We start from the raw sequence: 11,713 nt of genomic DNA on the forward strand, positions 1-11,713 counted from the left end.
TGTGACACAATCTTCCTGTATATAAAGAACCATGGATTCCCCGCCATGGATAAGCACCACAGAACAATGGTTCTGTGGTGCTTTTTATGGATTTCCTTCTATATAAACAGGGAAGGCATAGCTGTCTGTTTCCCCGGCACGTGTTACTTCAACTACAGCCGTATACATCCCAGCCAGACCAGCTTCTTTTGTAGAGACTTCCCCTTCGACCATCCCGGCATGCTGCTCCCCCAGCTCAACAACTGTGCCTGCCCACATCATCGTCCCGGCGCGGTAAAAGTCAATCGTCACAGCGTCCACGGGATCCGACAGATGAAATCGATAATCAGCCGTTCCTTTGTCCGGCCACCCTTGATTGAATTCAAAGCCGGAGACCCAGTCATACGTCGATTTTTGATTCACATACATATAAGGAACATTGTAGAAAGCGTCCCCTGCTTGAAAGGAAAGGTATCCTTCCTGCACTCCGTCCTCCAGAAAGGCTCCATTCAATCCGAGGCTGATGCTCACCTCTTTGGTTTCATTCCCATCAAGACGGAACGTCATGGGCAGCTCCCACGTCTCTCCCTTTTTCCTATCTGGTTGTTGAAACCGAACCTCTATCCCGGTGTCGGTCACGTTTTCCAACGTCAATGTCAGGTTTTTCCGTTCCAGACGTCCTTCAATTTTTCCAATAGTCATGTTTTCACTATGCAAAAGCAGCTGTGGCTGGAGGGCTTCCTTGATATCGAACACACCCGCCCCTTGTTCTGTAGGATCGAAAGTCCCTGCCTCCTTCTCCATAAGATCTGCGGTACTGATTAAAGCTCTTTTGACATCCTCCGCCGTCCAGTCCGGATGGGCTTCTTTCAGCAGAGCTGCCGCGCCGGCTATGTGCGGGGCAGCCATGCTCGTCCCCTGAAGCGATGTGTATCCGCCCGGGATTGTGCTCCACACAGCCACACCAGGAGCAAGCAGGTCAGGCTTGACCTCCCAATTCGTGGTTACAGGGCCTCGTGAGCTGAAGGGGGCCACCTGTTCAGCCTCCGGCACCATGACGGTTTCGACCCATTGACTTTCCTCTACAGCATTCTCTTTCAGCCACAGCCCTTCCTTTCTCGTCAGCGAGGCTGCCGGTATCGGAATGGCGCCCCCATTCAATCCACCACTGAAGGAACCTTCTTCATGATTGTAGATCAACACAGCCTCTGCTCCCGCTTGATACGCCTTAAGGACTTTTTCAAAAAACGGAATGCCTCCACGTTCAAATAACACCACATGTCCGCGGACATCAGGAAGCGTGTTCCCGCCAGTCCCTGCAAATACGACGGGGTACTTTCTGTCCAGCGACCAGGGAACCGATCCCGACAACGTCTGGATGTTGATCTGCCGTTTTTCTCCAGGGACCTTCAGGACAGGTACTTTCGTGTTCATAGAAGAGGCGCCGACCGTTATGGCCGGGGTGGAAGTGGCTGGGGAACCGACCGTCCATGCACCCGGACCCGAATTTCCTGCGGCAACGACAACGACCGTCCCCATTTCCACCGCTTTGTTCACAGCGTGGGTCGTGGGCCAGTCCGGTCCATTCACATCATTCCCAAGAGAAAGGTTCACGACATCCATCCCTTCTTCCACAGCTTCTTCAAGGGCGGCAATGACCTGAACGGATGTCCCCATTCCTCCCGGCCCGAGAGCTCTATAAGCATACAGTTCCGCATCAGGAGCCATCCCTTTCATCTCTCCATCCGCCGCAATGACTCCGGCTACGTGCGTTCCGTGAATGGTAGCACCTTCTCCCTCCGTCTCCATTGGATCTTCATCAAAATCGACCGTGTCATATCCTCCCTGATAGTTCTTCGTTAAATCAGGATGGGTATAATCCACCCCCGTATCAATAACGCCTACTTTAACTCCCTTCCCTGTATAGGATGTAGACATCTGATCACGAAGGGCATGTGTGGAAAAAGGGATTTCTTCCACAGCAAGCGCTTGATAACGGATAACCGCATGCTGGTTCCTCACTCCCTCTATACGGGCCACTTTTTCCAGATCCTGCACGGTGCCCTTAACGGCCACCGCATTTAACAGCGTGTCATACCGGGCCACAACTTCAAGCCTCGGAAACCTCTGCTCCAGATCATCTGCAATTTCATCCACGGGTTTTTCCATCTCGATGATAATCGTGACCTCTTCCTGAGGATCCGGAGCACGAAAGCCTGAAACCATCAGCAGAACAGAAATCATGGAAACCAAAAGCTTCATAACCGTGCGCTCCTTTTTTCTGATAGCTTCTGCCAGTGGAAGGTGATTATACTCCTATAAAAAAAAGCTGAGCTCGAGTGAGCTCAGCTGCTTTCCTATTCTTCAATTTCAAAAGGCGCCGGCTTCTCCTGCCTGCGGCCGAAATAGTATTGGATGGCTTCTGCAATACGCGCAGAAGCCTGTCCATCCCCATAAGGGTTGGACGCTTCAGCCATCTGTTCATGCTTCTCATCCTCCGATAGAAGCTCATGAGCAAGATGGAAGATATGATCTTCATCTGTCCCTGCAAGTTTTAATGTACCTGCTTCAATTCCTTCCGGGCGTTCCGTCGTATCACGAAGGACAAGAACCGGCACACCGAGGGATGGCGCTTCTTCCTGCACGCCTCCGGAATCGGTCAGAATCAAATGGGCACGGGAGGCAAAATTATGGAAGTCGATGACATCGAGCGGATCGATCAATTTAATCCGGTCATCATTGCCAAGAATCTTGTCCGCTGTTTCTTTCACCACGGGGTTCAAATGGACAGGGTAAACCACTTCAATATCCTCATGCTCCTGAACGAGACGTTTAATGGCCCTGAACATCTGTTCCATATTATTACCGAGGTTCTCCCTGCGGTGGGCGGTCATTAACACCAGACGCTTGGAGCCGACTTCATCCAGTACAGCCGATTGATAATCATCACGAACAGTGGTCTGCAGTGCATCGATCGCTGTATTTCCGGTTACGAAAATGTGATCTTCCGATTTATTCTCAGCCAACAGGTTATCCCTGGACTTGTTCGTCGGCGCAAAGTGCAGATCTGCCATGACTCCTGTCAGCTGTCTGTTCATTTCCTCCGGGAACGGGGAGTATTTATTCCACGTACGAAGCCCTGCCTCTACGTGTCCGACAGGGATCTGGTTATAGAACGCCGCAAGGGAAGCAGCGAAAGTCGTAGTCGTATCACCGTGTACCAAAACGACATCGGGCTTCGTCTCCTTCATGACGCTGTCCAGACCTTCCAGTGCCCTTGTAGTTACCTGGGCCAGTGTCTGCCGATCTTTCATAATATCCAAATCGAAATCAGGAGTGATGTCAAAGATCTTCAGCACCTGATCCAGCATTTCACGGTGCTGAGCGGTTACCGTCACAATGGGTTCAAACTGATCACTGCGCTTTTTCAATTCCAATACAAGCGGAGCCATTTTAATCGCTTCCGGCCTTGTACCGAATATGGTCATTACCTTAATTCGCTCTGCCATGTTGCTCCCTCCTTCTGTTGAGGATCGTAGCCGTACGTTTATTTTGTTCCGTATAGACGGTCGCCGGCGTCACCGAGACCAGGGACAATGTAGCCTTTTTCATTAAGTTTTTCATCCAGGGCGGCCAGGTAGATGTCGACGTCCGGGTGCTCGGCCTGAACAGCTTCTACACCTTCAGGAGCCGCTACGAGACACATCAGGCGGATTTGTCGTGCTCCACGTTTCTTTAAGGAGTGGATTGCTTCATTGGCGGATCCGCCTGTGGCCAGCATCGGATCGATGACAATCAGTTCACGTTCTTCGATGTCACTTGGAAGTTTGACATAATACTCGACCGGCTGCAGCGTTTCAGGATCACGATAAAGTCCAACGTGCCCGATTTTCGCAGCTGGAATCAATTGAATGATTCCATCCACCATACCTAAGCCCGCACGTAAAATAGGCACAAGACCGATCTTCTTCCCTGTCAGTACTTTCGCTTTGGCCTCTTCCACAACAGGTGTGTCAATATTAACTTCTTCCAATGGAAGATCACGTGTGATTTCAAATGCCATAAGAGCCGCTACTTCGTCCACAAGTTCACGAAAGTCTTTCGTTCCCGTCTCTTTTTTACGTATGTAGGTCAACTTATGTTGAATCAAAGGGTGATCCAGTACATAAACGTTTGCCATTGCCATTCACTCCTTTTCAAAATTTACATCCTTTAAATTGTACTGAAAAAGCACCACTACTGCAACCCGGATTTCATTTCGATTTCCTTACAAAATGTTAATTTCCTTTATGAACAGCATAGGGTAATCATTCACAGATGGATGGAAAAGGAAAAGAATCCATAAAGAAAGAGCTGCCTGTATACAGGCAGCTCTTTCTTTATAAGCTTTTTTCTTTCCTGCTGCCAGGAGCGAAAACCCCTTCCCCTTCCGCGGACGAGCGCCCGAGCTTCCGCAGGAGTGGAAGGGGCACCGCTCCTTGGGAGTTCTTTGAAATCTGCGAACCTGTGCAGGGCACAATCTCTCTCCTCTATATCTAACGTCGGCACGAGGAGCGTTCGGTGGTGATGCCTGCGGGAACAGCACGGGCCGAAGATCCACTTGGGCAGGCGGTCTTCCTGACCAAGTCAGCGGAGGGCGTGCCCACGGCATTCATCCACCGATAAGCGGAAAGTGACCCTTCACACGACGAAAGGGCAGCTCTTCGTGTCAGATGGAAGAATAATTTAACGTTTGGTATAGAGGGAAGCGGGAGGTAAGTTCACGAACGCGCTTCTCTGCGTCTTTCATTTTCTCTTCATCTTCATGATGTTCGAGGGTGAAGGCGATCAAATCTGCGATTTCCTCCATCTCCGCTTCCTTGAAGCCACGGCTCGTTACGGCAGCTGTTCCGATCCGGATACCGCTTGTAACGAAAGGACCTTCAGGGTCGAATGGAATGGTGTTTTTGTTCGTTGTCAGCCCAATGGCGTCCAGGGCTTTTTCTACGACTTTCCCCGTCAATTCCTTACTTCTCAGATCCAGAAGAATCAAGTGGTTGTCGGTGCCGCCTGAAACGATATCCACACCTTTGTTGACAAGAGCCTCACCAAGATGTTTCGCATTGGCGATCACCTGACGGGAATACTGCTTGAATTCAGGCTGAAGAGCTTCCCTGAAAGAGACCGCCTTGGCCGCGATGATGTGCATAAGCGGACCGCCCTGCATCCCAGGGAAGACGTTCTTATCAATCTTCTTCGCAAACTCTTTTTCACAGAGGATCATTCCGCCGCGTGGGCCACGGAGCGTCTTGTGGGTCGTTGTTGTAACAAATTGGGCATGAGGGACAGGATTTGGATGAAGGCCGGATGCTACAAGTCCTGCAATGTGAGCCATATCCACCATGAGATAAGCACCCACTTCATCTGCAATTTCCCGGAATTTCGCAAAATCAATTTCTCTCGGATACGCACTGGCACCAGCAACAATCAGCTTTGGTTGAACTTCTTTCGCTTTTGCAAGCACGGCATCATAATCGATTTTCTGATCCTTCTCATCAACACCGTACTCTTCAAAGTTGTACAGTTTCCCACTGAAGTTCACAGAACTTCCATGTGTTAAGTGACCACCATGGCTGAGGTTCATTCCAAGCACCGTATCGCCGTGCTCCAACACTGTAAAATAAACAGCCATATTCGCCTGCGCTCCGGAGTGAGGCTGAACGTTTACGTTTTCAGCACCAAACAGCTCTTTGGCACGATCGCGCGCCAGGTTTTCCACAACATCCACGTGCTCACAGCCACCGTAGTAGCGGCGCCCTGGATATCCTTCTGCATATTTATTCGTGAGTACAGAACCCATAGCTTCCATGACGGCTTCAGAAACAAAGTTCTCAGAGGCGATCAGTTCGATATTATCCTGTTGGCGTTGTCTTTCATTCTCCATCGCGGCAAAGATTTCTGCATCTGCTGTTTTTACATGATTCATTGTATTTCCTTCCCCTTTCATGGCTCTTAGTCACAAAACGATCCTTCTGTATCCCTTTCATACACGGCCCGTGCTCCCCCGATGAGTGGAGGACGGGTTTTAGCAGCGGTCATGTGGGCTTGTCCGACCGTCTTCTGCTTCAGCCTGACAGGAACAGCCACCCGCTTCAAATGCATGCCGATCAAGGTATCCCCTATATCCAGTCCTCCTGCTGCTTCAACAGCTTCAACAAGAACCGGATCCTTCATATGCTTGTAGGCATAGGAAGCCATCGATCCACCTGCCTTCGGTACAGGAACAGCTGCCACTTCCTGCAGCCGCTCCCGTTCAAGCACGGAGCGTTCCACGACCAAGGCTCTATTCAAATGTTCACAACATTGAAAAGCCAGATCGACACCATCGACCGACTGGATCCTCATCAAGGCGCTGAATACAGATTCGGCTATCGCTTCACTGCCCGAAGTGCCGATACGTTCCCCGGCAACTTCACTTGTCGAACAGCCGATAACAAATAAACCCTTCTGAAGAATAGTTGATTCAAGCAGTTCATCTGTGACCTGCTTCATATCCTTCTCCACATGATGCCATTGTGCCATTTTCCCGCACCTCCTTGGTGAACTACCCGGAACACTGGTAACACAGGCTTTATGATAAAAAAGGAGAAGCTGGTTCTGCTCCTCCTTTTTATCGCAGCGAAAGCTGTAAGGCTTCCGCATTTCTATATCCCATTGTATTACTTATTTTCATATTCGGCAATCTTACTTACGCGTCTTTCATGACGACCGGCCTCGAAATCTGTTGTTACCCAGGTTCTGGCAATTTCCCTCGCCAGGCCGGGCCCGATGACGCGCTCTCCCATGCACAGGACATTGGAGTCATTATGTTCACGTGTGACCTTTGCCGTAAATAAATCATGCACCAAGGCAGCTCTGATGCCTTTCACCTTGTTTGCGGAAACGGACATCCCGATGCCTGTCCCACAGATTAAAATAGCTTTATCAAATTCACCAGCCGCTACACGTTCTGCTGCCGGTATCGCATAATCCGGATAGTCGACCGACCCTTCACAGTCACAGCCGGCATCCTCAAATGCCACGTCCAGTTCAGTCAGGACCTCTGCTACTTCTTTACGTAAATTCACACCGCCGTGGTCGGAGGCAAGAATGACTTTCATTTACGGACACTCCCCTCTTCTACATTCCACTATATCGTGCCAGTTTCCCATAGGGCTGTCAATGAATAGAAAGAAGGGAAAATCCTTATGTACACAAGCACCCTCATAGGGCCTGAGTTTCTATGACTGCTCATCCTTCAGTTTGTTTACGAGAACTTCAATATGATGACTGATTTCGTCCCTCGTTCTTCGATACACGCTCAAACTCCCGCCGAACGGATCGGTGATGTTCAAATCAGGAAGCTGCCCCTCCATGCGTTCAATACGTCTGATATCATCTTCCAGTTCTTCACGCAGCTTGGCTTCAATCTCTTCATCATTAAGGTTCTTGTACCTGGCCAGCAGATTCGTTCTTTTTTCTTCAAAATGGCTGTACAACTCCTTCAGCTGCTTCCATTGATCCTCATCAATAAGAACGTACTCCTTCAGCGTGAAGAATTTGTCCTGATAATCAGGATATTGAATAGCAAGTGTCTGCTTATGGCGGTCTGTCATCGTCAGAACAAGATCCGCCCATTCCAGGCCGTCCACCGTCACCGGACTGGTGTGGTGATTCAGCGTCAGATCAATTTCACCAAGGACGACACTGGAGTTCTCCGCCAGCGGCTCACCTTTCCCTGCAAAGATTCCTGCAGAACGGACCTTATCCTGATCATACTTAGATTTGAGAATCGCCTCCGCCATAGGACTCCTACATGTATTGCCTGTACATACAAATAATATATTCATCTCCGATTTCTCCTCATATATAATCCGTTTTATTCCATCATATCATAGAGGATTCTCTTCCTGAAACTATGGTTAAAAGATAGAATAAAGACCAAGAGCACATAGAATACTGCCGCCGAGAAGCTCGCTGTAAATCCCCATCACAGCTCCGGCCCTTCTTCCAATAAGAAAACCTGTCCACGTCAACAGCATACTGAACAGCCCAAAAGAGGCAATCGTTATCATCACATCCGCTTCCCGAAGACCGAGACTGAAGCCGACAGGAAAGCTGTCGATACTCACACTTAAGGCGAAAAGCCAGAATCCAATCCCGCTGAGGCGGTAAGAGACGGCGTGTTTTTCTGTAAAGGAAGCAAAAACCGTATAGGCTCCGAGGCCGAACAACATGAAACCACCAGCCAGCTCAGCCCACTCGCTGGCTCCGGCGGACAACCATTGTCCGAGAAGCATCCCAAGACCCGGCATGAAAATATGAAAAAGGCCGATCGTCAGCCCTGTCAGCAGGACATATTTCATACGGACCGCCTGCATCCCTATTCCTAAAGAGACAGAAAAGGCATCCAGTCCCAAGGCAATGGAAAGCAGAAGAAGCGAAGATAATTGTTCCAATGAAAAACCCCCTCCCCAGACATGCTGTATCATCGTATGCGGGGGGAGGGGGTCCTATGTCATTGGTCTTTGACCTTTTTTTCAGCAGCTTTATTCAGACGGTTCATGACAGCAGCGCCTACCCCGGTTTCCGGGAAGGACTCACACAAAATAACATCCACGTCGGCTTCCTTAAATGCACGGAGCGCTCCATACAAGCTTTCCGCCACTTCAGAAAGGTGACGGCGGGATCCACAGCGGATGATCCGGTCATGATCAATGGCGTCTGCCAGTTCCCGGCTGGCAATGATCCCGACACGTTCCCCCCTGGCTTTGCATGCGGCCAGCGTTTCAGCGAAAAACGAGTCTTTTCCTTCCACAAGCCATAAAGGTGCTTCCGGTGCGTAGTGCTTGTATTTCATCCCCGGCGATTTAGGGGCTTCTTCAGTTCCTCCTGCCAAAGCCGGGTCAACCACAACCCGGGGAAGCACAGTCTCTAAATCTTCCTTTGTCACTCCACCCGGTCTTAAAATGACTGGAATGTCTGCGGTAATATCCAGTACCGTCGATTCCAAACCGACGCCCGTCGACCCACCGTTAAGAATGCCGGCAATCCGCCCATCCAGATCCTGATAGACGTGTGAAGCCGTTGTTGGACTTGGACGACCGGAGCGGTTGGCACTCGGAGCGGCCAGCGGTTTATCGGCCGCCTTTAAAAGAGCCAGAGCCAGTGGATGATCCGGCATCCGGACCGCTACCGTCCCCAGTCCAGCCGTCACATTTTCCGCCGCAGCTCCATTGCTGTGAAAGATCAATGTGAGCGGGCCGGGCCAGAAAGCATCCATCAGTTCAGCTGCTACCGGAGGAATTTCCGTTGTCAGACTTTCCACCTGCGCACGATCTGATACGTGGACAATCAAAGGATTATCCGAAGGGCGTCCTTTCGCTTCGAAGATTCTCTGGACCGCCTGTTTGTTCGTGGCATCAGCCCCCAGCCCATAGACGGTTTCTGTTGGAAAGGCCACCACTTGTTGATCAAGCAGCAGCTGCGCCGCTTCACGGACAGCTTCATCATTTTTCTGTGGATGATTCAACTTTTTCCACATCCTGGTTTGCATACTCATGGTACGTACTCCTTTGTTCTAGGTAAATATCTACATTTATTATGATGAATTCTACAATATATCGCAAATTTAGACATTATTCACAAGATGTCCTCAAGTTATCCACAAAAATACCCACATATCCAAAGAATCCGTTAGTAACTTGGAAGATAAATCCACTGTTATTCACAGGTTATCAACAGAAAAAAGGTGAATTGTGAATAAAAGGCTTAGTTATTCACAATTCCGCCTTCGAAGCTTTATATATCCACAATCTTTTTTCGACATCTTCCAATTGAAACCCTTGGTGCTGGAGAAGAAGGTCCAGCGTCTGTGAATGACTTTCCACATGAAGCGGCCCAATCCCTTCTTTCTGAGTAAAGACTTGTATCAGCTCAAAAATCTGCAGGATCGTTCCCGGCGTCACCGTATCCTGCACATGCAGTTTCCCTAATTTCCGCCCGCCATCTGGAACAGGGGTCAGACAAAAAGACCCGACAGCCGTGTTTTCCTTTATAAGCTGATAATTTTGATCGTCTACTTCCTTAATAAACATGATAGAATCCACCCCTTTGGTTCACTCTATGAAAAAAGGGGGGGATTCTATGCTAGGAAAATAGATTTTCCCATATCTCTACAACGAAAAACTTCACTTCTTTTTCTTCCTTGTCTTCTTCCACCTTTTCTGAAGGTTCTTCTTCGGCTTCAGCTACGCTGGTACCATTTGAAAAATCAAGGAAGCAGAGAGGCGGGAACAACACACACCACCAGTTGTCGCCATCCCCTTCTCCAAGGGTGATCAATACCGCTTCATACTCCCCCGCCGGATAAATGTAGGAACCATAAAGTTTCGTTGGAAACTGGACGTTTTCTCCGTAAGCCACTGTATAGGAGTAGCGTTTCCCCTCGGCCTCCAGTGTCTCCTGGACGATCGCTTCCAATTCAGGCAGGCGGGATTCAATTAATTGTCTGGCAGCTTCTACAGAAGTGAGATCCTGAACCCATTTCGTAATTTCGCCGTTGACTTGATCACGAACTTTCCGCTTGATACGCTGATCTTCCCCATTATTGCTGTCTGCCAGAATCCGGAGGCGGATCGCTTCATCCGGAATCACTTGATAATCTATATCGGCTTCTGATTTCTGTCCCCACGGAAGAACGGTAATAAGAATAATTAAACTTAATAATAGCCATCCGCTGTTTTTCATTGTCCTCTTCCTCCCTGTCCCCTTACTAGTTGCTAGTATGGGCAGGGAGAAAGTATCTTAAACCACTCAACTATGAATCTATTAAAAAGTCCGGGCCTACACCGTTTTCCTGCGGCTGGCAAAAACCATCCGGTCCCGCCCATTGATATCCTGTCTGACTTCCGCGCGAAAGCCGGGCAGGAGCCGTTCGATCAAGGACGAAACCTGTTCTCCCTGACGCCACCCGATTTCAAAAGCAATGAGCAGCGGCTTTTGTTCCAAGTGTGCAGCCTGATGAAGAATACTTTTGTACGCGGCCAGCCCCTTTTCCTCAGCAAACAAGGCCAGGGAAGGATCGAAATCAAGTACCGTGTCATCCATCAACGCTTTTTCCTCTTCCGAGATGTACGGAGGATTTGAAATGAGAATATCAAACGTTTCATCCATCACCGGGGTAAGGAAATCCCCCTGCCGAAACTGGATATCCGCTCCATGCTGCCGGGCATTACCCTCTGCTACTACGAGCGCTTCAGAAGAAATATCCACAGCGGTTACGTGACTCCCCGGTATTTCCAGTGAAGCTGTAATGGCAATAATCCCGCTTCCCGTTCCCAGATCCACGATGCTCGGCGTTTCTATTTTTTCTTCCCTCGCCCAGTCCATGACACCGAGGACAAGCTCTTCCGTTTCCGGACGTGGAATGAGAACATCCGGTGTCACTTTAAACGTCCGGCCGAAAAAGGACGCAGAACCCAGCAGATGCTGAACAGGCTCTCCAGTTTCCCCATGGGCCCGGACAGCTTTGATAAAGGATTCCTTCACATCTTCGCTCATCGGTTCATCCTCATAAGCAAGGATTTTTGAAAAACTCCACCCGAGAAACCCTTCGAGTAAAAGCTGGGCGGCCTGTGGTTCCCTGTCATGCTTCTGCAAAAAAAGGGAAGCCCAGCGGCGGGCTTCCTGAATCGTCGTAAAAGTAGGCTGCATA

12 protein-coding genes are annotated in these 11,713 nt (G+C 49.6%); all 12 read right to left on the minus strand.

Annotated features, from left to right (window positions below):
* Nucleotides 1-84: 84 nt before the first annotated feature.
* Nucleotides 85-2,241, minus strand: a complete 2,157-nt coding sequence (locus tag GLV97_RS01940) for a S8 family serine peptidase (protein WP_160888865.1) — start codon at nucleotides 2,239-2,241, stop codon at nucleotides 85-87.
* Between the two features lie 95 nt (nucleotides 2,242-2,336).
* Nucleotides 2,337-3,488 carry a non-hydrolyzing UDP-N-acetylglucosamine 2-epimerase gene (gene wecB, locus GLV97_RS01945; RefSeq protein ID WP_160836801.1) on the minus strand — a complete coding sequence of 384 codons (1,152 nt, stop codon included), beginning with the start codon at nucleotides 3,486-3,488 and terminating at the stop codon, nucleotides 2,337-2,339.
* Between the two features lie 38 nt (nucleotides 3,489-3,526).
* A complete protein-coding gene (upp, locus tag GLV97_RS01950; protein WP_160836802.1) occupies nucleotides 3,527-4,159 on the minus strand; it encodes a uracil phosphoribosyltransferase in 633 nt (210 codons plus the stop codon).
* 528 nt (nucleotides 4,160-4,687) lie between these two features.
* Nucleotides 4,688-5,944: a serine hydroxymethyltransferase gene (gene glyA, locus GLV97_RS01955; protein WP_160888866.1), complete on the minus strand. Its 1,257-nt coding sequence runs from the start codon at nucleotides 5,942-5,944 to the stop codon at nucleotides 4,688-4,690.
* Nucleotides 5,945-5,970: 26 nt separating this feature from the next.
* Complete coding sequence (locus tag GLV97_RS01960; RefSeq protein WP_160836806.1) at nucleotides 5,971-6,540, minus strand: TIGR01440 family protein; 570 nt, start codon at nucleotides 6,538-6,540, stop codon at nucleotides 5,971-5,973.
* Between the two features lie 137 nt (nucleotides 6,541-6,677).
* Nucleotides 6,678-7,118 (minus strand): ribose 5-phosphate isomerase B, encoded by a 441-nt coding sequence (rpiB, locus tag GLV97_RS01965; RefSeq protein ID WP_160836808.1) that lies wholly within the window; start codon nucleotides 7,116-7,118, stop codon nucleotides 6,678-6,680.
* A gap of 120 nt (nucleotides 7,119-7,238) precedes the next feature.
* A complete protein-coding gene (locus GLV97_RS01970; protein WP_160840894.1) occupies nucleotides 7,239-7,847 on the minus strand; it encodes a low molecular weight protein arginine phosphatase in 609 nt (202 codons plus the stop codon).
* A 72-nt stretch (nucleotides 7,848-7,919) separates the two neighbouring features.
* Nucleotides 7,920-8,456: a manganese efflux pump MntP family protein gene (locus GLV97_RS01975; RefSeq protein WP_160888867.1), complete on the minus strand. Its 537-nt coding sequence runs from the start codon at nucleotides 8,454-8,456 to the stop codon at nucleotides 7,920-7,922.
* Between the two features lie 59 nt (nucleotides 8,457-8,515).
* Nucleotides 8,516-9,553 carry an L-threonylcarbamoyladenylate synthase gene (locus GLV97_RS01980; protein WP_160889058.1) on the minus strand — a complete coding sequence of 346 codons (1,038 nt, stop codon included), beginning with the start codon at nucleotides 9,551-9,553 and terminating at the stop codon, nucleotides 8,516-8,518.
* 223 nt (nucleotides 9,554-9,776) lie between these two features.
* A complete protein-coding gene (locus tag GLV97_RS01985; RefSeq protein ID WP_160836813.1) occupies nucleotides 9,777-10,094 on the minus strand; it encodes a hypothetical protein in 318 nt (105 codons plus the stop codon).
* A gap of 52 nt (nucleotides 10,095-10,146) precedes the next feature.
* Nucleotides 10,147-10,746, minus strand: coding sequence for a stage II sporulation protein R (gene spoIIR, locus GLV97_RS01990; protein ID WP_160888868.1), 600 nt, complete (start codon nucleotides 10,744-10,746; stop codon nucleotides 10,147-10,149).
* A 96-nt stretch (nucleotides 10,747-10,842) separates the two neighbouring features.
* Nucleotides 10,843-11,712 (minus strand): peptide chain release factor N(5)-glutamine methyltransferase, encoded by an 870-nt coding sequence (prmC, locus tag GLV97_RS01995; protein WP_160888869.1) that lies wholly within the window; start codon nucleotides 11,710-11,712, stop codon nucleotides 10,843-10,845.
* Nucleotide 11,713 lies beyond the last annotated feature (1 nt).

Origin of the sequence: Halobacillus litoralis (assembly GCF_009856355.1) — a bacterium.
Lineage (GTDB): Bacteria > Bacillota > Bacilli > Bacillales > Halobacillaceae > Halobacillus > Halobacillus litoralis_B.

What these genes read in the sequence shown, in the direction of transcription:
- GLV97_RS01940 (WP_160888865.1), bottom strand. Translation starts at nt 2,241, where the DNA reads ATGAAGCTTTTGGTTTCCATGATTTCTGTTCTGCTGATGGTTTCAGGC.
- wecB (WP_160836801.1), bottom strand. Translation starts at nt 3,488, where the DNA reads ATGGCAGAGCGAATTAAGGTAATGACCATATTCGGTACAAGGCCGGAA.
- upp (WP_160836802.1), bottom strand. Translation starts at nt 4,159, where the DNA reads ATGGCAAACGTTTATGTACTGGATCACCCTTTGATTCAACATAAGTTG.
- glyA (WP_160888866.1), bottom strand. Translation starts at nt 5,944, where the DNA reads ATGAATCATGTAAAAACAGCAGATGCAGAAATCTTTGCCGCGATGGAG.
- GLV97_RS01960 (WP_160836806.1), bottom strand. Translation starts at nt 6,540, where the DNA reads ATGGCACAATGGCATCATGTGGAGAAGGATATGAAGCAGGTCACAGAT.
- rpiB (WP_160836808.1), bottom strand. Translation starts at nt 7,118, where the DNA reads ATGAAAGTCATTCTTGCCTCCGACCACGGCGGTGTGAATTTACGTAAA.
- GLV97_RS01970 (WP_160840894.1), bottom strand. Translation starts at nt 7,847, where the DNA reads ATGAATATATTATTTGTATGTACAGGCAATACATGTAGGAGTCCTATG.
- GLV97_RS01980 (WP_160889058.1), bottom strand. Translation starts at nt 9,553, where the DNA reads ATGCAAACCAGGATGTGGAAAAAGTTGAATCATCCACAGAAAAATGAT.
- GLV97_RS01985 (WP_160836813.1), bottom strand. Translation starts at nt 10,094, where the DNA reads ATGTTTATTAAGGAAGTAGACGATCAAAATTATCAGCTTATAAAGGAA.
- spoIIR (WP_160888868.1), bottom strand. Translation starts at nt 10,746, where the DNA reads ATGAAAAACAGCGGATGGCTATTATTAAGTTTAATTATTCTTATTACC.
- prmC (WP_160888869.1), bottom strand. Translation starts at nt 11,712, where the DNA reads ATGCAGCCTACTTTTACGACGATTCAGGAAGCCCGCCGCTGGGCTTCC.